The organism is Arthrobacter sp. Cr_A7, assembly GCF_029222765.1.
In the GTDB taxonomy this organism is placed as follows: Bacteria; Actinomycetota; Actinomycetes; order Actinomycetales; family Micrococcaceae; genus Arthrobacter.
This window is the reverse complement of record NZ_JARHXQ010000280.1, coordinates 1-18,746: the sequence shown is the minus strand read 5'-3', so window position 1 is coordinate 18,746 and position 18,746 is coordinate 1. Positions and strand designations below refer to the sequence as shown.

The following is an 18,746-nucleotide window of genomic DNA, read 5'->3' as shown; positions in this document are numbered from 1 at the left end:
CCACGCGCATGTCCTCGAGGTACTCTTCCTGGCGGGCCGGGGAACCGGCGAAAGCGCGTCCGCTCAGGGACCGCACCTTGTAGGTCTTCAGACCGCGGCGCCAGAGCAGCGGCACCTCGGTCTTCAGCAGCAGGTTGGCCAGGCGGTTGGCTTCGGTGCCGTGGGCCACGATCACCGAGGCGCGCGGGACCAGCGCCAGGAACTTCAGCAGCGGCTTGAGGCCGGCCTGGATCTGGTCCGGGGTGAACTTCCCGTTGACCTCGCCCGGGACGTGCCAGGGGTGCACGTTCCAGGGCATGACGAACTCGGGGCGAAGGCCCAGCTTCCACTGGATGCCGAGCATCCGGGTAGCGGCGTCCTGGTCTCCCGGGGTGATGAAGCCGGACTCGTCGGCCCCTCCGATGTTCGAGAACAGGCTGATAATGCGGCATTCGTCCACGTCATGCATGGGGTCGACGTAGGGCACTACCGTGCCGGGCCGGGTCTCCTGCAGGGAATCGCACAGTTCATTGACGGCGGCAACATTGGGTTCGTAACGGCGGCTCAGGAGCTGCTCATGGAAAGATTCGGGGGCCAGGGCTGTCATGTAGTGCTGGATCTCCTGCGGGGATTGGCGGTGCTGCCGCCGGCGGATATGGGCGCACGAAGGCGCCACACATGAGCGGCGGTTGAGATGGGGTGGACCGATTCCGGGTCGGCCTGTTCCAGTTTAGCAAGCCCGGAGAAACGAAACGCCGGTCCCCTGCATCCAATACTGTGGAGCAGGGAACCGGCGGTCCTGGCTGGCGGAGAAGGGGCGGCTGTTACCAGAGCCGCTTGGTTGCCCGGCGGGCGCCTTCTCCCAGTGCTTCAAGCTTGGCGACGGCGATCTGGGGGTGGACGCGCCCGCCCAGGCCGCAGTCCGTGGACGCAATGACGTTCTCGCGGCCAACTACCTCGGCGAAACGGACAATGCGGTCTGCCACGAGGTCCGGGTGCTCCACCACGTTGGTGGCGTGCGAGACGATGCCGGGGATGATGACCTTGCCCTCGGGGAGCTTCGTGTCCTCCCACACCCGCCACTCGTGTTCGTGGCGGACATTGGCGGCCTCAAAGGAGTACCCGCCGGCGTTGATCTGCAGCATTGTGTCCACCAGGTCCGCGAACGGGAGGTCGGTGGTGTGGGGGCCGTGCCAGGAGCCCCAGCAGAGGTGGAAGCGCACCTGCTCCTCGGGAAGGCCGCGGAGGGCGTAGTTCAGCGCTTCCACCCGGATCTGCGTGAATTTGAGGTAGTCCTCAACGGTGGGTTCCGGACTGATCTGGTCCCAGTTCTCAGCGATGGAGGGGTCATCGATCTGCAGCGTGAGGCCGGCGTCCACGATGGCCTTGTACTCCTCGCGGAGTACGTCCGCGCAGGCGTAGATGTACTCCTCCTCCGTGGCGTAGTACTCGTTGGTGATCCGTGATGCGCTGCCGGGGGAGAGCGCTGCCACGAATCCTTCCTTCAATCCGGTTGCGGCAAGGCCGGCCTTGAGGTTGGCGATGTCCGAGGCCACCGCCTCCTGGCCCGTGTACACCAGCGGTCCCGTGACCTTCGGGAACGGCTTGGCGCCGCCGGTGAAGATGCCGCTGGTGGGATCGTTGTAGGCCTCGGCAAAAAGGACGCGGTCGCGGCGGTGGATGAATCCCGTCAGCTGGACGTTGCCGGGGGTGGATTCCTTCGGCTCAACGGCCCATGTGGCGTCATTGTCCAGTTCCAGGCCGCCCATCCGGGCAAATGAGTAGGACCACCATGCGCCGTAGTCCACAGCGGCGGACATCGCGTGGCCGTACTCGCCGTCGTTCGGAATATCGATGCCCAGGCTTTGCTGACGCTGGACCAGGTCCACAACGGAAGCGGTGAGGAGTTCGTTGTATCCCTCCACGTCGGCCGGGTTTTCCTCGCGCGCCGCGTTGGCGGCGATAAGCTCGGGCGTGCGCGGCAAGGAACCTGCGTGGGTAACGCGGATGTGGTCGGTATTCAGGGACATGCTGGATTTTTCCTTTCCATCGGTCCTGGCAGTAGCACCTTCTGCGGGCAGGACGTCCTGCCCTGACGGGTTGCTGCGGCGTCATTGAGCCAGGTCTCTTGGCCGCTCCGGATGGTTCACCCTCACTTAAATCCAGCAATGCGGGCGGGGGCAAATTCGCTTCGCCATATGTCGCGCCGCGTTGACAGCTTTCGATTCGTAATAACTGGGTGCGGATAACCGTCATGTCCATTGACAGGTTTTGTCCAGCTTGGTTGGCTGATGTCACAGCCGGCAATGGGGGACATAGCGGGCTGGACGCACCTAATGCACTCGAAAGAGGTAACGCACCGTGAGAAAAACCCTGGCAACTTTCAGGACCCTGGCCGCCGGAGCCCTTGCTCTTGCCGTCGTGGCAGGACCCGCACCGCTCGCCCAGGCAGTAGGTGAAGGCCCTAACTACGACGGCAACGGCCAAATCACCACCTCGAAGCTGGCTACGTATGACCAGATGGTTTCCTTCCTGAAGGACCAGGACGCCCGACAGTCCGCCATGGAGCTCGAGGTCATCGGCCAGACCGTCAAGGGGCGCGACATCCACCTGGTGAAGTACATCTCGGACCCGGCCAAACCCACCATCCTGTACCTCACGCAGCAGCACGGCAATGAGCAGCTCACCACCGAGGGCGCCCTGGAATTCGTCAAGCACCTCGGGACGGGCAAGTCGGAGGCCATCCTGGACGGTGTGAACATCCTGATCGTTCCCATGCTCAACGCCGATGGCGCCATGGGGGACGTGAACTTCCCGCTGGATGACTACCTGGCCAAGGGCGACCGGAACATGACCCGCTACAACGCCGAGGAAGTGGACCTCAACCGCGACCACGTAGACAAGGTCCAGCCGGAAACCCAGGCGCTGCACAACAATGTGATGCGCCAGCACAAGATCGACTACATGATCGACCTGCACCACCAGGGCACACGCAGCGAACGCGACGGAAAGCTGGTCTCGGGGTCCATCCTGTACCCAACCACACCCAACGCCGATCCTGCCGTGGTGGAAAAGTCCAAGCAGCTGGGCGCCGTGGTGTTCAACAACGTCGATTCCACCGGCTGGGGCCACCTGGGCAAGTATGTGGGTGGCAGCGCCGAAACCATCAGCCGCAATGGGATTGCCGTTGAGTACAGCATCGCAACCTTGCTCTTCGAAATGCGTGGCATGTCCGACCACTATGCGGACGGCGTCGCCCTGGGCCTGCGCAGCAACGGTTACCTGATCCAGCAGACCGTGACCACGCTGACTGCAACCGCGGCAGCAATTGCGGATGGCTCCATCGCCGACGCCGACACCTCCTTCTGGGACAGCCTTGCCACCCAGACGTCCCGGCCGGGCGAGGAAGCCGACGGCGAGTAACCATAACGCCCACCCGCCGCGGTCCTTGCCTGCAGGAGTCCTTTACCCTGCAAGAAGGACCGCGGCGGCCCAACGAGTGGACAAAGTCGCTCATCGGCTAAACTTGGGTGGTAAGAGCCCCGGAACTCTTGCATCGCTGCCCCGTCCCGCGGACCAGCGACGGCCGGTCCATTCGGGGCATTCTCATGAACGGCGCCGCACCGGGCAAGCCACCTCCATGGCCGGGCCCGGGCAGCCCGAACGAATGGGGGAGGATCCCATGCCAGCAATTGTGATCGTAGGAGCCCAGTGGGGCGACGAAGGAAAAGGCAAGGCCACTGACCTTCTGGGCGGCCGCGTTGACTACGTCGTCAAGCCCAACGGCGGCAACAACGCCGGGCACACCGTCGTCGTAGGCGGTGAAAAGTACGAACTCAAGCTGCTGCCGGCAGGCATTCTCAGCCCCAACGCGGTTCCCATTATCGGCAACGGCTGCGTGGTGAACCTCGAAGCGCTCTTCCAGGAAATCGAAGGACTGCAGGCCCGCGGCGCAGACACCTCCAAGCTCCGGGTTTCCGCGAACGCCCACCTCGTGGCCCCGTACCACCAGGTCCTGGACAAGGTGACCGAGCGGTTCCTGGGAAGCCGAGCCATCGGAACCACCGGACGCGGCATCGGCCCGGCTTACATGGATAAAGTGGCCCGGCTGGGCATCCGCGTGCAGGACGTCTTTGACGAGTCCATCCTCCGCCAGAAGGTGGAGGGCTCCCTGCGCCAGAAGAACGAGCTGCTGGTGAAGGTCTACAACCGCCGCAGCGTCCTGGTGGAGGAAATCGTGGAGTACTTCCTCTCCTTCGCCGAGCGGCTCCGTCCGCTGGTCATCGACAGCACCCTGGTCCTGAACACGGCGCTCGATGAGGGCAAGGTGGTCCTGATGGAAGGCGGCCAGGCAACCTTCCTGGACGTGGACCACGGGACCTACCCGTTCGTCACCTCCTCCAACCCCACTGCCGGCGGCGCCTCGGTGGGTTCCGGCATCGGCCCAACCCGCATTTCCCGCTCCATCGGCATCATCAAGGCGTACACCACACGCGTGGGCGCCGGTCCGTTCCCCACCGAGCTTTTCGACGAGATGGGCATGTACCTGCAGAAGACCGGCGGGGAATTCGGCGTCAACACCGGGCGCCCGCGCCGCTGCGGCTGGTACGACGCCGTCCTGGCCCGCCATGCATCCAGGGTCAACGGCTTCACGGACTACTTCGTCACCAAGCTGGACGTCCTCACCGGCATCGAGCAGATCCCCGTGTGCGTGGCCTACGACGTGGACGGCGTGCGCCATGACGAGATGCCCATGACGCAGACCGAGTTCCACCACGCCAAGCCCATCTTCGAATACTTCGAAGGCTGGACCGAGGACATCACGGGTGCCCGCACCCTTGCTGACCTGCCCGAGAACGCCCGCAACTACGTGCTGGCCCTGGAAAAGCTGTCCGGCACGCGGTTCTCCGCCATCGGCGTGGGCCCGGACCGTGACCAGACCATCGTGGTGAACGACCTTATCAACGACTGACGTGTGGGCCCACGCCCGCAGGGTTCCCTGGCCGAGCTTGCGAGGCTAGGGAGTGGGTGGGGACGACGACGGCGGGTCACCCGAGTGGGTGGCCCGCCGTTTGTCTTCCCAAAAGTATGGCAATTTACATAGGGTTAACCCGGCTGGTCTTGTGAGGCTGCGTCATTGGACGACAGACTTATCAACACCACGTGATGCAATCACCAATTCGTTCGACCAAACCCGCGGGAACATGCGCAGCACCGCGCACAGACCAGCTGGTGACAAGGATGTCGCCGGGCAGGATCCCGCAGACCGGAAGGATTTCTTATGGCCGGAAAGTTCGAAGCTTTTGTCGATTCAGATTCGTTTTTCAGGTTCCGGCTTCTGGCCCCCGATGGCACGGTGATGGCGGTGTCCGGGCCTTTTGAGGACAAGTCCGCACTCGCCGCCGGGATCGCCGCCGTCCGTGAATGCGCAGGTACCGGTCTGGTCACCGATCTTTGCCCTGCCGGGGCAGTAACCAGGAGCTCCGCCGCGGCTCCCGCTGTTGCTCCAATGAGGCCCCAGGCCGACTGCGATGACCAGCGCGTCCCCGCCAGGGTGCACGCTTTTACGATCGCCAAGGAACCGCGCCGGCAGGGGAGTGCACCGCGCTGGATCCCGGCCGCGGCCCGCTGAACCTCCTCCAAAAAGTTTTGGAAAGTTTTTTCAGGAACGCGTAACCCTTTCGCCGTCGTCAGCGATTACCCCTATGTAGCGCCGGTCTGGAACTTGTCCCCCATCACGTTCCAGACCGGCTCTTTCATTGATCCGGTGGCAGGGGCAGCTGCCTCATGCCGGAACCGGTGACGCCCGTGGCGGTCCCGGCGCAGTGGTTACCGAGGGGTAAAGTAATGCGGGGAAAAGCCGTTCCACCCCCGTGGAAGGCCTTCCCGGGCAAACAACCCCCTCTTTGACTGAAAGCACTACGTCCGTGACCGATGCACTGACCGACGAGGCTTTGCGGGACGAATCCCGCCAGGCTGACGTGTTCAGCCTCGTCTACCGGACGTATGCATCACAGGTTCTGGGCTATCTCACAGCCCGGGGAGTCGAGGATCCGGAGGCGGCAATGCAGGAGGTGTTCCTCTCCGTCCTGCCCCGGCTGGGCACTGTGCACGGCGGCGCCGCAGGACTTCGCACATTCATTTTTTCTGTAGCCCACGCCCGTATGGTCGATGACCACCGCCGGCAGAACCGCACCCCCGCAAAACTGCCGTTCGAGCCCGAACTGGACCAGCGGGAAGACTCATCGGCCGAAGACGTGGCGCTGGAGCGCATCTCCCCGCAGGAGGTCCTCCGGCTGCTGGACGGACTTCCCGGTGACCAGCGGGAAGTGCTGTCGCTTCGCCTGGTGGCCGGGCTCACCGTTGAGCAGGCGGCCGAGGCCATGGGCAAAACGGCGGGGGCCGTGAAGCAGCTTCAGCGGCGCGCGCTCCTCAAGCTGCGGGAGCTGTCCGGCGTGAAGGAGTACCTCACACCATGACGCGCTCCCCGGACAGCCTGCACCACCTGGTGGATGACATGCTCAGTGACGCCGGCCAGGCCGGCGATTCCGATCTCCGTAGCATCCTCCTTTCACTCGGATCTTTGGCGTCCCTTCCCGTGCCCGCTCCCTCCGGCCCGCTTGCCCGGTTGATGGCGGGTTCCGCGACGAAGGCCGTGGAACCTGCCGCAGCGGGCTTGGACGTGCTGAAGGATGTCCAGGATGCTGCCGGCGATGAGCTGGCGCTGCGGCGGCGGTTGCGCCGGCGCCGGCCAACTGTCCTGGGCCTTGCCCTGCTTGCCGGCATGGGCACCGGGATAGGAGGAGTCGCTGCCAGTTCACCCGCTCCCGGCGGAGGTAGCCACTCCGTTCAGCAGCTGCTGGAAAACTGGTCACCGTCCTGGACCATCCAAGGACAGGCCGCCGCCGGACTGGTGCAGCCCGATGACCCGGATGGCATGGACGGTCCCGGCGCAGGGCAGCCTGCCGCGGAACCGGTGTCAGCAGGACCCGGTCCTGCTGACAGCCATCTTCTGCAGCAGGACCCCGCACCCGGGCCGCAGCAGGCAGCGGAACCCCGCCCCTCGGCGGCGGCCTCCGCTGAAGTAGGAAAAGCTCCACGTGCCCTTGCCGGCGGGCAGGAACCCGGACGGCGCAACCAGGCCGCCGGGACTGCCACCCCGGGAGAAGGCGGGCAACGGCAGCCGGCCGGGGGCAACCCTGCATCCGGCGTGGAGAAAGAACCTGCTGATGAGGCCGTCCTGCCGCCCGTGAGCATTGTTGTGGAGCCGCTGGAGGACGTTGTCCTGCAGGCTGAAGATGCCATCGGGGCAGTGGCTGAACCTTTGCCGGGGAACAGTTGGCTGCGGAAGTTCAGCCGGTAGCCCGGGACTGGGCGCCGGGGCATGGCGGGGACGCAAAGTCCGCCCGGTAGGCTAAGCGCATGGGCCACACCAACGATCCTGTTGTCATTGAACGCCTTATGCGCACCAAAGGCCGGTGGGCCATCGTGGGCCTCACCACCAACGAGTGGCGCGCCGCCTATGACACGTCGCTGTTCATCAGGGACCGGCTGGGCATGGAGATCATCCCCGTCAACCTGCCCGGTGATCCGGTCCACGGCGAACAGGGGTACCGCACCCTGGGTGACATCCCGCCTGAAAAGCACCCCATCGACGTCGTGGACTGCTTTGTGAACTCCCACAGGGTGGGGGCGGTGGTGGATGAGGCCATTGCGGTGGGCGCCAAGGCGGTCTGGCTCCAGCTGGGAGTTATCGACGAGGATGCGGCGGCGCGGGCGAAGGCTGCCGGCCTGGACGTGGTGATGGACGCCTGCCCCGCCCAGCAGGCCTGGATATTCAACAACTGATCCTGCCGTCCGCCCCGGCCGGTCCCGTCAGCGTGTGGTCAGGTGAGGATAGTGCCGTTCGGTGACATCCGGGTGGGCGCGCATCCGGCCCTTCAGCATGTTAAGGCCGAACGAGGCCAGCAGCGGGTTCGCGGGGTCATCCGTGATGCCCCTCGCTGCCGCCTTCAGTTCGGGCGGCAGGGGGACCGGCTTGATCACGGCGTCCAGCCGGGGGGACCAAAAGAACGGGACGGAGTACCGGTCCACGCCCGGCGGAGGTGCCTGCACGCGGTGGATGGTGGCGGCGAGGTATCCCTCGGTTGCCACTTCCAGCATCTCGCCCAGGTTCACCACCAGGGCGCCCGGGATCGGCTCCACGGGCAGCCAGCCGGTGGCCCCCGGGGGCTGCACCTCCAACCCGCCCACGCCGTCCTGCAGAAGGAGCGTCACGAACCCGTAGTCCGCGTGCGAGCCCACGCCCTGGTCTCCCGCTGCCTCCACCACGCCGCCAACGTAGTGCACCAGCTTGCCCATCCAGGCAGGAGAGTCACGGAACGGATCGTCGAAGTAGTCCTCGGGCAGCTGGAGGGACACCGCAATGGCCCGCAGGAGCTCCATTCCCACCGCGGACATCAGGTCGGCCCACGCCATCGCCGCCGGCTTGAGCTCGGGGAAGGACTCGTCCGGCCAGAGGTTCGGCCCCTGGAGCAACCAGTAGGGCTCGTCCGCCGAATAGCTGCTGACGGGCTCCCGTTCCGGCGAGTAATCGATCTGCTCACGCGCGTCTGCCCTGCCCTGCGTCACCTCGGTGCCCATCCGGGTGTATCCCCGGAAATGGGGTGAGAGCCGGTTGTCCAGCTTCATCCGTTCCTCGAGGGGGAGGTCGAAGAAGCGCCTGATGACATCCAGGAGGTGTTCAGCCTGGCCGGGGGAGGCCCCGTAACCCGTGATCTGGAAGAAGCCGACGTTATGGGTGGCATAGCGCAGTTGCTCGATGAATTCCGGACTGAAAGACCCGTAGGGCTGCCGTGCGGTGCTCAGGTCCAGAACAGGAATGGTGCCCTGATCGTGTGACATCCTCGCAGACTAGCACCGCAGTGGCCCGCTTTATAGGCTGGCGTGATGGACCCCGAAGCATTGAGGAAAATCTGCCTGTCATTCCCCGGCAGCTATGAGGATTATCCTTTCGGCCCGGAGACGGCGGTGTTCAAGGTCCGGGCCCACACCGCCGCCGGTGCCGGGCAACAGGCCAAGCTCTTTGCCCTGTCCTCGATGGACCCTCAGGACTTCTACGTCAACCTCAAGTGTGAACCGTCCCTTGCGGTGCAGCTCCGTGCGGCCAACCCCGAAATCACAGGTGCCTGGCATATGAACAAGACGCACTGGAACGGTGTCCGGCTGGACGGCGCGCTGCCGGACAGCATGGTCAGGGACATGGTGGAGGACTCCTACGACCTGGTGGTGGCGGGCCTCAGCCGGAAGCAGCAGGCGCAGCTGGGATGGGCCCGACTGGGAGCGCCGGATGCGTGACGGGAAGTGGCACGTGAAAGGGGTCCTCGACTACCCAGGAATAGGGGGCACCGAACAGGGCAACGCACCCGCGGACTTCTCCCGCGTGCTGAAGGAGGTCCACCTGGGCAATGGGCTTGCGGTCTACGGGCGTGTGGCCCGCGGCATCCTGGGCTGGGAACTGCAGCGGCGGGCCGGGCTGCGTGTCCGTGCTGATTCGCCCATGGCGGTGCCCGGAGCGCGGGTGGTGAGCGGGTTCGGCGTCGGGCCTTTCAGGCTGGACGCGCCGTGTGAAGTGGTCTGGGTGCGGCAGCCCTCCCCGGACGGCTTACCGCAATCGGCAGGGTTCGGATACGGGACGCTGCCGGGGCACCCGGCCCGTGGCGAGGAATCCTTCGAAGTGGAGATCGACGGCAATGGCGACGTTTTCCTTCGGATCCGGGCTTTCAGCCGGCCAGCCAACTGGTTCTACTCTGCAGGCGGACCGGTAACCCGTGCCGCCCAGCGCTACGTCACCTCCCGGTACATTAAAGGGGCACGCACACTCGCCGCGGAAGGGACATCCCCGTGATTTTTATCGTCGTCAAATTCAAGGTCAAGCCGGAGTGGTCGGAGCGCTGGATGGACCTGGTGGCTGACTTCACCCGGGCCACCAGGGAGGAGCCCGGCAACCTGTGGTTCGACTGGTCCCGCAGCGTGGAGGACCCGAACGAGTTCGTCCTGGTGGAGGCCTTCAAGGACGACGCCGCAGGTGACCATGTCAACAGCGCCCATTTCAAGCAGGCCATGGCGGACATGCCCCAGGCCCTGGCCGAAACACCCCGGATCATCAGCCGCCAGCTCGACGGCGACGGCTGGGACAGGATGGGGGAGCTGACCATCTGATGTGGATCGGCTGGATTGAATTCGACATCCTCCTGGGCGACGTTCAAAGCCTGAAGGAGAAGCGCTCCGTCATCAGGCCCCTGCTGGCTGAGCTCAAGCGCCGCTTTGATGTCTCCGTGGCCGAGGTGGGGGACCACGACCAGTACCGGCGCTCCCAGGTGGGTGCCGGCCTGGTGGCAGCAGACCGCGCCCACCTCGTGGAGGTGCTCGCCGCCGTCGAACGTCTCGTTGCGGGCAGGCCCGAGATCGAGCTGCTCAGCGCCCGGCAGCGGGAGATCCACAGCGAGGATTGACCCATCGATTGCTCCGTAGAGGCCGTTTTGATCCGGGAAAACGACATGTACGGAGCATTCGATAAGAGGTGTGGATAACTTCTGCGGTCTTTGCCTGATTCTGGTGTCATGGACCGATGAAGACCCCACGTCCGCTGCCGGAGGAGCTCCGGGGGCGCCCCTTCACCATTGCTGACGCGTCGTTCACTGGAGTGTCTCCGCGGCGCTGGCGGCACCGCTCGTTGGAGCGCCATGGCAGGGGTATCCGAATGGAACGCGCGACGGCGGAACTCCCCTTGAATGCCAGGGTGAGGCCTTTCATTGAAGTGAATGAGCGATGCGCCGCGTCCCACCTGACGGCGGCGGAGCTCCTTTCGCTGCCGCGTCGACAGCGAAAGGAGCCAAACGATATGTTTCACATCATCCGTCCCGAAGGTGCGGCACACCTCAACCGGCCGCACGTGATCGTGCACCGAATGAAGCTCTACGACGACGAAGTCACGGTCCATCAGGGTATCCCTGTCACCACGCCGGAACGTACGTGGCTGGATCTCGCTGAATTGCTGACCGTGGATGAACTTGTAGCGGCTGGGGACAGCTGTGTGCGTGTGCCCCGTCCGGAGTTCGATGGCCGGGACATGCCGCTGTGCACCATTGCCGATCTTCAACGGATGATCGACAGGCACAAGGGAAAGCGTGGGCTGCGCAAAGCCAAAGAGGCCATCAAGATGGTCCGCGTTGGCTCCGACTCACCCCAGGAAACACTGCTTCGGCTGGCTGTGGTGCGGGCCGGACTGCCCGAACCCGAACTGAACGTTCCCATCATTGCGGAGGACGGGACACGGCACCACGAACCGGATCTCTCCTACCGGAAGTACCGCATCGGTATCGAATATGAAGGTGAGCACCACGGGGAGGAACTCCAGGTGGTCCGGGACATCAGTCGGTCAGAACGGTACTCTGCCCTGGGGTGGACCGAAGTTCGGATCTCGAAGCGCCACATGCCCAACGACGCGAAACCCGCGGTGGCCAAGATCCGCACGGCGCTGATTCAAGCAGGGTGGCGGGGGAGCGATTAAGAATCGATTGCTCCGCACTTGTCGTTCTGAGAGGTCAAAACGACAAGTACGGAGCAATCGATGGAGACTATTAGCCGAAGTACTTCGGCAGCGTCCCCTCATGGGCTTCGCGGAGGGCGTCCAGGGACAGGCTCTCCACGCCGTTGATCTCCAGTGTGCCGCTGGCTGCGTCCACCACACCGATGCGGGTGTGGGCGAAACCGCGGGCGGTGCACATGTCGGTGAAGCGGACTTCCTCCGAGCGGGGCACGCCCACAACAGCGCGGCCCTGGGACTCGGAGAACAGCGCCGTGAACAGGTCCACGCCGTCCCGGTCCAGGACGTCCTGCAGCGCAATCCTGGCGCCGACGCCGTAGCGCAGCGAGGACTCCACCAGGGCAGCGGCAAGGCCGCCCTCGGACAGGTCGTGGGCCGAATCGATCATGCCGTCCCGCGACGCGTTAATCAGAATCTCACCCAACGCGCGTTCGGCGTCGAGGTCCACCTTCGGCGGCAGGCCGCCCAGGTGGCCGCGCATGTTGGCCCACTCGGAACCGTCCAGCTCGGCAGCCGTGGTGCCCAGCAGGTAGATGGCCTGGCCATCCTCACGCCAGCCCGACGGCGTGCGGCGGGCGACGTCGTCGAGCTTGCCCAGGACCGCCACCACGGGGGAGGGGTGGATGGGTGTGGTGCCCGTCTGGTTGTACAGGGACACGTTGCCGCCCGTGACCGGGATGCCCAGCACCATGCAGGCGTCGGACAGGCCGCGGATGGCCTCGGCCAGCTGCCACATCACATCCGGGTCCTCGGGGGAGCCGAAGTTCAGGCAGTCGCTGACGGCCATGGGAACGGCGCCGGAGGTGGCAACGTTCCGGTAGGCCTCTGCCAGCGCCAGCTGCGCGCCGTGGTAGGGGTCCAGGTAGGTGTAGCGTCCGTTGGCGTCGGTGGCCAGGGCCACGCCCAGCCCGGTTTCCTCGTCCACGCGCACCACGCCCGCGTCATCCGGGAACGCCATGGAGGTGTTGCCGCCCACGTACCGGTCGTACTGGTCCGTGATCCAGGACTTGGAGCACATGTTCGGCGATGCCACCAGCTCGGTGACGGCCTTGGCCAGCTCAGCCGGAGCGGAGGGGCGGCCGGCGTCCTGCACGGAACCGGTGAAGGCATCCGCCTGGACGTCGTCCTGCCACGAGGGACGCGCAAACGGGCGGTCGTAGACCGGGCCGTCGTGCGCCACGGTGCGGGGATCGACGTCGACGATTACCTCGCCTTCCCAGGTGATGATGAGGCGGCCGCTGTCGGTCACCTCGCCCAGCCAGGCGTATTCCACAGCCCACTTGTCCATGACAGCCTCAAACGCTTCCACGTTCTCCGGCGTGACCACGGCCATCATGCGTTCCTGCGACTCGGACATGAGGATTTCGCCCGGGGTCAGCGTGGGGTCGCGCAGCAGCACGGAGGTCAGCTCGACGGCCATGCCGCCGTCGCCGTTGGAGGCGAGCTCCGACGTGGCGCAGGAGATGCCCGCGGCGCCCAGGTCCTGGATGCCCTCAACCAGGGAGCCCTTGAACAGTTCCAGGCAGCACTCGATCAGGACCTTCTCGGCGAAGGGGTCGCCCACCTGGACGGCGGGGCGCTTGGAGGGCTTGGTGTCATCGAAGGACTCGGAGGCCAGCACAGAGGCGCCGCCGATGCCGTCGCCGCCGGTGCGGGCACCGAACAGGACCACCTTGTTGCCCTTGCCCGAGGCGTTGGCCAGGCGGATGTCCTCGTGGCGCATCACGCCCACGGCCAGCGCGTTCACCAGCGGGTTGCCCTGGTAAACGGAGTCGAAGACCATCTCGCCGCCGATGTTGGGCAGGCCCAGGGAGTTGCCGTAGCCGCCGATGCCGGCAACGGCACCATGCATGACACGTGCAGTGTCCGGGTGGTCGATGGCGCCGAACCGCAGCGGGTCCATGACCGCTACGGGGCGGGCACCCATGGAAATGATGTCGCGGACAATGCCGCCGATGCCCGTGGCTGCACCCTGGTAGGGCTCCACGAACGACGGCGAGTTGTGCGATTCGATCTTGAAGGTCACGGCCCAGCCGTCCCCCAGGTTGGTCACGCCGGCGTTTTCGCCGATGCCCACCAGCATGTCCTTCTTCATCTCCGGGGTCACTTTATCGCCGAACTGGCGCAGGTGGTTCTTGGAGGACTTGTAGGAGCAGTGCTCGCTCCACATGACGGAGTACATGGCCAGCTCGGCGCCGGTGGGGCGGCGCCCCAGGACCTTGACGATCTCGTCGAACTCGTTCTGCTTCAGGCCCAGTTCAGCCCAGGGCAGTTCCGTGTCCGGAGTCTTCGCGGCGTTCTCGACGGTGTCGATATTGAACTTCTTGGTGGTGTCGATGCTCACTTGTCGCCTCCCACAATCTTGGTCAAAACGGAGGTGAAGAAGCCCAGCCCGTCGGTGTCGGAGCCGCCGATGCCGTCCAGCGACTCGGGGCCGAAGCCCGGTTCCGTGGCGTGCTCCGGGTGCGGCATGAGGCCCACCACGTTGCCGGCGGCGTTGGAGATGCCGGCGATGTCGCGGCGGGAGCCGTTCGGGTTGAAGCCCACGTAGCGGAACACCACGCGGCCCTCGGCCTCAAGGGCATCCAGGGTCTTCTCGTCCGCGATGTACTGGCCGTCCTGGTTCTTCAGCGGGATGGTGATCTCCTGGCCCGCCTGGTAATCCAGGGTCCACGCGGTGTTGCTGTTTTCGACGCGCAGCACCTGGTCGCGGCACAGGAACTTCAGGTGGTCGTTCTTGATCATGGAGCCGGGCAGCAGGTGCGATTCCGTGAGGATCTGGAAGCCATTGCAGATACCCAGGACAGGAAGCCTTGCGTCGCTGTTGGCGGCGTCGATGATCTTCGACATCAGCGGAGCGAAACGCGCGATGGCGCCGGCCCGCAGGTAGTCGCCGTAGGAGAACCCGCCGGGGATGACGACGGCGTCCACGTCACCGAGTTCGGTGTCACCGTGCCAAAGTTCGACGGCGGTGCCACCGGCGAGGCGGACCGCGCGGGCGGCGTCGCGGTCGTCGAGGGTGCCGGGAAAGGTGACGACGCCGATGCGGGCGCCGGCAAGGCGCGGCTCGGCCGCGACTGCAACGGCTTCGCCGATCAGGGGAAGTTCAGTCATTTCAGGCCTCGACGACCTCGACGTTGACGACGTCCTCGATCACGGGGTTGGAGAGGAGGGTCTCTGCGGCGTCGCGGGCCTGGGCCAGGATGTCCTCGGTCACCTCGCCGTCGACCGTCAGTTCAAAACGCTTGCCCTGGCGGACAGAGCTGAAGCTGGTGAAGCCCAGCCGGGGGAGAGCGCCGACGATCGCCTTCCCCTGCGGGTCCAGAATCTCGGGTTTGGGCATGACGTCAACAACGATCCGGGGCATCCGGTAACTCCTGTGCGTGAGCTTGGGTAAGGGCGCAGCGGAGTGGTGCCGTCTCACGCCGTACCGGGTTGGGGAAACTGTTGTGGTTGACAGTGAGGACGGGCGCTCCGCGAGCTTGCCATCCCATTCTACCGGCCTCAGCGCCCCTGCTTGTATTCGGCCAGTCCAAGCCTGCGGGCACGGTGTTCGGGGGGTCCTCCTGACCTGGTCTGTCCAGGTTCTGGAGTTGCCGAACCGGCTTCACTAGGATTGCGGGATGGCAGAGAAATCGAAGTCCGTCCTGTTGCCGATGGTTGCTGCGGCGGTATTCGCCGGACTCGGCAGGATGGTGCTGCAGAAAGTCAAGGCTGACCGCTTAGCGCGGGAAAACCGCGTGGCCGGTCCGGTCGATGAGAAGACCCGGCAGTGGATCAGCGACGTGGTCCGGACGCCGCGGCAGTAGCCCGGCCAGCTCCTCCGCGCCGCCATCAGGGCGCCCTTCGGGGTGCCCTTTTTTCGTGCCCGGATCATGCTGCGGGCACCCGGGGGGAAGGCAATTTTTCAGCCTGTGTCCTATGTCATATTCGGCTATCACTATGTACTGTTTGAACTGGCTGGTCTCATTGATTACAAGACCTGTAAACCAATATGCCAGGCCTGTCGTTTCGGGCCCGCAACCATAGCTGGGCCGGTACATCGTGAAAGGGTTGCACGTGAGATCAACTGGAAAGAGCCCCGTCAGGGGCGGGGGATTCCGGAAGGCGGCGTCGCTCGCCGTCGGCCTGCCGCTTCTCCTGACGTCGATGGCCATAAGTCCCGCCACCGCGGTGCCGGCCAGCCAGGACCGGCAATCAGCAACAACACAGTCCGGGGCACCGCAGTTCAACGACGGCCGCTACATCGTGGTGCTGGCCGGGGCGGCGGCAGCAGCATACGAAGGGGAAACGCCCGGACTAGGCGCAACCAAACCCCAGAAGGGCAGGAAGCTTGACGCCGGCAGCCCGAACTACAACGCGTACGACGCGCACCTCCGCAAGCAGCAGCGGGACGTAGCGGCAGCCCAGGGCGTCACGCCAGCCAGGCAGTACACGGCGGCCCTCAACGGTTTCAGCGCCGAGCTGACCGCGGCCCAGGCCTCCGCCCTGTCGAAAGACAACCGCGTCCTGGCGGTGGCGCCGGATGTGGAAAACGCCCCCGACTACACCACCACGGACTTCCTCAAGCTCACCGGCCCCGACGGCATCTGGGCAAAGCAGTTCGGCGGGGAAGCAAACGCGGGTAAAGGCGTGGTGGTGGGAGTTATCGACTCCGGCTACGCACCGGACAACCCCTTCCTGCAGGGTGAACCGGTGCAGCCGCTTCAGGGCCAAGCGCAGGTGAGCGTTCCCTACCGCACGGCTGAAGGCAAGATTGCCATGCTCAAGGCCGACGGCACCACGTTTACCGGGGAATGCCAGAAGGGCGAAGGGAGCGGCGCGGCCTTCGACGGTTCACTGTGCAACTCGAAAGTCATCGGTGCGCGCTACTTCGCGGACTCCTTCCGGCAGTACGTGGCCCCTGAAAACCGGGCACCGCAGGAACTCATTTCACCCGTCGACGTCGGAAGCCACGGAACCCACACCGCCACGACGGCCGCCGGGAACGCGAACGTCGACCAGGTGATCGACGGTGCCGGCTTCGGCAGGAGCTCGGGCGTTGCTCCCGCCGCGAAGGTGTCGGTCTACAAGGTGTGCTGGGAAGACACCAGCCCGGACACCGGTGGCTGCTACTCCTCCGCTTCCGTAGAGGCAGTGGAAGCCGCCATCAAGGACGGCGTGGATGTCCTGAACTACTCGATATCGGGCAATAACAACAGCACCACCGATCCCGTGGCACTGGCCTTCCTGAACGCTGCCGCGGCCGGTGTGTTTGTCTCCGCCTCCGCCGGCAACTCCGGTCCCGCCGCCTCCACGGTCAACCACGCCTCTCCCTGGCTGACCACCGTTGCCGCATCCACTTTCCCGAGCGAGCTGCTCGGTACCGTAAAGGTCTCCGACGGCTCGCTGTACCGCGGTGCGTCCATCATGAAAACGGAAATTGCGGACAAACCGGTGGTGGTCGCTGCAGCGGCAGCCGCGGCGGGAGCTGCGAACCCCAACCTCTGCGGCCCCGGCAGCCTCGACCCGGCCAAGGTAGCCGGCAAAGTGGTGGTGTGCGACCGCGGGGTGGTGGACCGTACGGCCAAGAGCCAGGAAGTCCAGGCCAAGGGCGGCGTGGGCATGATCCTGGTGAACCTCACCAGCAGCTCCGAGGACGCGGACAACCATGTCCTCCCCACCGTGCACGTCAACGCCCCGAAGAGCCTGGAACTGAAGTCCAAGCTGGAGGCTAACCCCGCCCTGACGGTCAGCCTGGTCAAGGGCGACCTGACCGGTGAACCGCCGGCCGCCGTCCCGCAGATCGCCGGATTCTCCTCCCGCGGCCCCTCCCTGGCATCCGGCGGTGACCTGCTCAAGCCCGACATCGCAGCACCCGGAGTCAATGTTTTGGCCGGCGTCTCCACCATCGGAAATGACGGGGAACAGTTCGGGTTCATGTCCGGCACGTCCATGGCCGCACCCCACATTGCAGGTTTTGGTGCCCTGGTCCTCAGCAGGCAGCCTGCGTGGAGCCCCGCCATGGTGAAGTCCGCGATGATGACCACGGCCTACCCGCTGGTCAACGCGGACGGCTCCGCCAACACCGATCCCTTCCAGGGCGGTGCCGGCCACATTGATTCCACCCGGGTCCTTGACCCCGGGCTGGTCTACAACTCGGGCATCAAGGACTGGCTGGGCTTCCTGAACGGGCAAGGAGTGGACACCGGGGTACCCCAGGCAGGCACCATCGCCGCCCGCGACCTCAACCTGCCGTCCATCGCGCTGGGCAGCCTTGTGGGGGAAGTCCAGGTCAAGCGGCAGCTGACGGCGCTGGTCCCGGGCATGTACCGCGCGGAAGTCACCATGCCGGGCTTCAGCGTCCAGGTGGAACCCCAGTCACTGAACTTCTCCAAAGCAGGCCAGAGCCGCGAAGTAACACTGACCATCCGCAACGTCAGTGCCGCCGTCGGCACGTTCAGCACCGGAACCCTGGCCTGGAAGGGTCCCCGCACGGTGACCTCGCCTATCGCCATCCGGCCTGTTGATGCACAGATCGCTCCCTCCTTCTCCTTCAGCTCCGCCACCGGCAGCGGCAGCGGCACCATGGAGCTCGTGTCCGGCTCGGACGCCCCGATAGCAGTCGACGTTGAGGGGCTTGCCCCACTGAGCCAGACCGCCATCACCAAGACCCCCGGGGCGTATGCGCCCACCAACGATGCGCACAATGCCCTGATGCAGGTGAATGTCCCGGCGGGATCGTCCTTTGCCCGCCTGGGCGTCCAGGCCCAATCCGACGACGTCGACTGGGACATGGTGGTATACGCGCCGAACGCCTCGCGTGGACTGACGGCAACCCAGGTGGCCACCGCCTCTGCCAGCGAGTTCCTGGAACTTGAGGCGCCGCGGGCGGGCACGTACTACATCGTGGCCAACCTGTACTCCACCCCGGACAACGGGGCGGCCAGCGCGGCGGTCCAGGCAGTGACGTTTGCCGGTGATGCCGGCAACCTCACGGTGGAGCCAAACCCCATTGTCGCTCCGAACGGCACGGCCACCTCGGCCACGGTGTCCTGGTCTGGCCTGTCCGAAGGGTCCTACCTCTCGCGACTGAGCCTGGGCGGGAACGGCATCCGGACCTGGGTAAACGTCCAGGTGGGTTCAGCGGCCTCCGCCGCCCCGGCCGGGGCTCCGCCCC

At 65.4% G+C, this 18,746-nt stretch carries 19 protein-coding genes and 1 riboswitch; of the genes, 13 read left to right on the top strand and 6 right to left on the bottom strand.

Annotated features, from left to right (window positions below; all coding sequences use genetic code 11):
- On the bottom strand, positions 1-586 hold a 586-nt coding region (locus P2Q66_RS16585), incomplete at its 3' end, for a uracil-DNA glycosylase (RefSeq protein ID WP_275729876.1).
- Between the two features lie 217 nt (positions 587-803).
- Complete coding sequence (locus P2Q66_RS16580; RefSeq protein WP_275729873.1) at positions 804-2,009, bottom strand: cobalamin-independent methionine synthase II family protein; 1,206 nt, start codon at positions 2,007-2,009, stop codon at positions 804-806.
- A gap of 13 nt (positions 2,010-2,022) precedes the next feature.
- Positions 2,023-2,127: riboswitch (SAM riboswitch) on the bottom strand.
- 213 nt (positions 2,128-2,340) lie between these two features.
- Here P2Q66_RS16580 and P2Q66_RS16575 point away from each other — a divergent pair.
- From P2Q66_RS16575 to P2Q66_RS16550, 6 genes are all read left to right on the top strand, one after another.
- The gene (locus P2Q66_RS16575) at positions 2,341-3,402 is read left to right on the top strand and encodes a M14 family zinc carboxypeptidase (RefSeq protein ID WP_275729871.1); all 1,062 of its coding nucleotides are present in this window, start codon (positions 2,341-2,343) and stop codon (positions 3,400-3,402) included.
- A 259-nt stretch (positions 3,403-3,661) separates the two neighbouring features.
- Positions 3,662-4,951: an adenylosuccinate synthase gene (locus P2Q66_RS16570; protein ID WP_079598167.1), complete on the top strand. Its 1,290-nt coding sequence runs from the start codon at positions 3,662-3,664 to the stop codon at positions 4,949-4,951.
- A 309-nt stretch (positions 4,952-5,260) separates the two neighbouring features.
- Positions 5,261-5,611 (top strand): YegP family protein, encoded by a 351-nt coding sequence (locus P2Q66_RS16565; RefSeq protein WP_079598166.1) that lies wholly within the window; start codon positions 5,261-5,263, stop codon positions 5,609-5,611.
- A gap of 295 nt (positions 5,612-5,906) precedes the next feature.
- The gene (locus tag P2Q66_RS16560) at positions 5,907-6,458 is read left to right on the top strand and encodes a sigma-70 family RNA polymerase sigma factor (protein ID WP_275729877.1); all 552 of its coding nucleotides are present in this window, start codon (positions 5,907-5,909) and stop codon (positions 6,456-6,458) included.
- Entirely contained in the window at positions 6,455-7,342 is an 888-nt protein-coding gene (locus tag P2Q66_RS16555; RefSeq protein ID WP_275729870.1) for a hypothetical protein, read from the top strand. The genes P2Q66_RS16560 and P2Q66_RS16555 overlap by 4 nt, the downstream gene beginning before the upstream one ends.
- 59 nt (positions 7,343-7,401) lie before the next feature.
- Positions 7,402-7,827, top strand: coding sequence for a CoA-binding protein (locus P2Q66_RS16550; RefSeq protein ID WP_275729868.1), 426 nt, complete (start codon positions 7,402-7,404; stop codon positions 7,825-7,827).
- Positions 7,828-7,854: 27 nt separating this feature from the next.
- Here P2Q66_RS16550 and P2Q66_RS16545 read toward each other — a convergent pair whose 3' ends face one another.
- Positions 7,855-8,883 carry a 2-oxoglutarate and iron-dependent oxygenase domain-containing protein gene (locus P2Q66_RS16545; protein ID WP_275729865.1) on the bottom strand — a complete coding sequence of 343 codons (1,029 nt, stop codon included), beginning with the start codon at positions 8,881-8,883 and terminating at the stop codon, positions 7,855-7,857.
- A 45-nt stretch (positions 8,884-8,928) separates the two neighbouring features.
- Here P2Q66_RS16545 and P2Q66_RS16540 point away from each other — a divergent pair, with 45 nt between their 5' ends.
- The 5 genes from P2Q66_RS16540 (at position 8,929) to P2Q66_RS16520 (ending at position 11,551) form a co-directional block, all read left to right on the top strand.
- Positions 8,929-9,336 carry an MmcQ/YjbR family DNA-binding protein gene (locus tag P2Q66_RS16540; protein ID WP_275729863.1) on the top strand — a complete coding sequence of 136 codons (408 nt, stop codon included), beginning with the start codon at positions 8,929-8,931 and terminating at the stop codon, positions 9,334-9,336.
- Positions 9,329-9,886: a DUF1990 domain-containing protein gene (locus tag P2Q66_RS16535; protein WP_275729862.1), complete on the top strand. Its 558-nt coding sequence runs from the start codon at positions 9,329-9,331 to the stop codon at positions 9,884-9,886. The genes P2Q66_RS16540 and P2Q66_RS16535 overlap by 8 nt, the downstream gene beginning before the upstream one ends.
- Complete coding sequence (locus tag P2Q66_RS16530) at positions 9,883-10,200, top strand: putative quinol monooxygenase (RefSeq protein ID WP_115526148.1); 318 nt, start codon at positions 9,883-9,885, stop codon at positions 10,198-10,200. The genes P2Q66_RS16535 and P2Q66_RS16530 overlap by 4 nt, the downstream gene beginning before the upstream one ends.
- The gene (locus tag P2Q66_RS16525) at positions 10,200-10,493 is read left to right on the top strand and encodes a DUF503 domain-containing protein (RefSeq protein WP_115526149.1); all 294 of its coding nucleotides are present in this window, start codon (positions 10,200-10,202) and stop codon (positions 10,491-10,493) included. Before P2Q66_RS16530 ends, P2Q66_RS16525 begins: the two co-directional genes overlap by 1 nt.
- A 389-nt stretch (positions 10,494-10,882) precedes the next feature.
- Positions 10,883-11,551, top strand: a complete 669-nt coding sequence (locus tag P2Q66_RS16520) for a hypothetical protein (RefSeq protein WP_275729861.1) — start codon at positions 10,883-10,885, stop codon at positions 11,549-11,551.
- Between the two features lie 70 nt (positions 11,552-11,621).
- On the opposite strand, the gene purL is transcribed toward P2Q66_RS16520, so the two are convergent.
- From purL to purS, 3 genes are read right to left on the bottom strand one after another with little or no spacing between them, the layout of a single operon-like run.
- Positions 11,622-13,931, bottom strand: a complete 2,310-nt coding sequence (purL, locus tag P2Q66_RS16515) for a phosphoribosylformylglycinamidine synthase subunit PurL (RefSeq protein WP_275729860.1) — start codon at positions 13,929-13,931, stop codon at positions 11,622-11,624.
- Positions 13,928-14,701, bottom strand: a complete 774-nt coding sequence (purQ, locus tag P2Q66_RS16510) for a phosphoribosylformylglycinamidine synthase subunit PurQ (RefSeq protein WP_079598155.1) — start codon at positions 14,699-14,701, stop codon at positions 13,928-13,930. The genes purL and purQ overlap by 4 nt, the downstream gene beginning before the upstream one ends.
- A gap of 1 nt (position 14,702) precedes the next feature.
- Positions 14,703-14,954 carry a phosphoribosylformylglycinamidine synthase subunit PurS gene (purS, locus tag P2Q66_RS16505; RefSeq protein WP_003798434.1) on the bottom strand — a complete coding sequence of 84 codons (252 nt, stop codon included), beginning with the start codon at positions 14,952-14,954 and terminating at the stop codon, positions 14,703-14,705.
- A 256-nt stretch (positions 14,955-15,210) separates the two neighbouring features.
- On the opposite strand from purS, the gene P2Q66_RS16500 reads away from it, so the two are divergent.
- Positions 15,211-15,396, top strand: coding sequence for a hypothetical protein (locus P2Q66_RS16500; protein ID WP_079598154.1), 186 nt, complete (start codon positions 15,211-15,213; stop codon positions 15,394-15,396).
- A 250-nt stretch (positions 15,397-15,646) separates the two neighbouring features.
- Positions 15,647-18,746, top strand: a 3,100-nt coding sequence (locus P2Q66_RS16495; protein WP_275729856.1) for a S8 family serine peptidase, incomplete at its 3' end; no start/stop codon positions are given.

What these genes read in the sequence shown, in the direction of transcription:
- P2Q66_RS16540 (WP_275729863.1), top strand. Translation starts at nt 8,929, where the DNA reads ATGGACCCCGAAGCATTGAGGAAAATCTGCCTGTCATTCCCCGGCAGC.
- P2Q66_RS16525 (WP_115526149.1), top strand. Translation starts at nt 10,200, where the DNA reads ATGTGGATCGGCTGGATTGAATTCGACATCCTCCTGGGCGACGTTCAA.
- P2Q66_RS16535 (WP_275729862.1), top strand. Translation starts at nt 9,329, where the DNA reads ATGCGTGACGGGAAGTGGCACGTGAAAGGGGTCCTCGACTACCCAGGA.
- P2Q66_RS16555 (WP_275729870.1), top strand. Translation starts at nt 6,455, where the DNA reads ATGACGCGCTCCCCGGACAGCCTGCACCACCTGGTGGATGACATGCTC.
- P2Q66_RS16545 (WP_275729865.1), bottom strand. Translation starts at nt 8,883, where the DNA reads ATGTCACACGATCAGGGCACCATTCCTGTTCTGGACCTGAGCACCGCA.
- P2Q66_RS16565 (WP_079598166.1), top strand. Translation starts at nt 5,261, where the DNA reads ATGGCCGGAAAGTTCGAAGCTTTTGTCGATTCAGATTCGTTTTTCAGG.
- purQ (WP_079598155.1), bottom strand. Translation starts at nt 14,701, where the DNA reads ATGACTGAACTTCCCCTGATCGGCGAAGCCGTTGCAGTCGCGGCCGAG.
- P2Q66_RS16550 (WP_275729868.1), top strand. Translation starts at nt 7,402, where the DNA reads ATGGGCCACACCAACGATCCTGTTGTCATTGAACGCCTTATGCGCACC.
- P2Q66_RS16500 (WP_079598154.1), top strand. Translation starts at nt 15,211, where the DNA reads ATGGCAGAGAAATCGAAGTCCGTCCTGTTGCCGATGGTTGCTGCGGCG.
- P2Q66_RS16570 (WP_079598167.1), top strand. Translation starts at nt 3,662, where the DNA reads ATGCCAGCAATTGTGATCGTAGGAGCCCAGTGGGGCGACGAAGGAAAA.
- P2Q66_RS16580 (WP_275729873.1), bottom strand. Translation starts at nt 2,009, where the DNA reads ATGTCCCTGAATACCGACCACATCCGCGTTACCCACGCAGGTTCCTTG.
- purS (WP_003798434.1), bottom strand. Translation starts at nt 14,954, where the DNA reads ATGCCCCGGATCGTTGTTGACGTCATGCCCAAACCCGAGATTCTGGAC.
- P2Q66_RS16520 (WP_275729861.1), top strand. Translation starts at nt 10,883, where the DNA reads ATGTTTCACATCATCCGTCCCGAAGGTGCGGCACACCTCAACCGGCCG.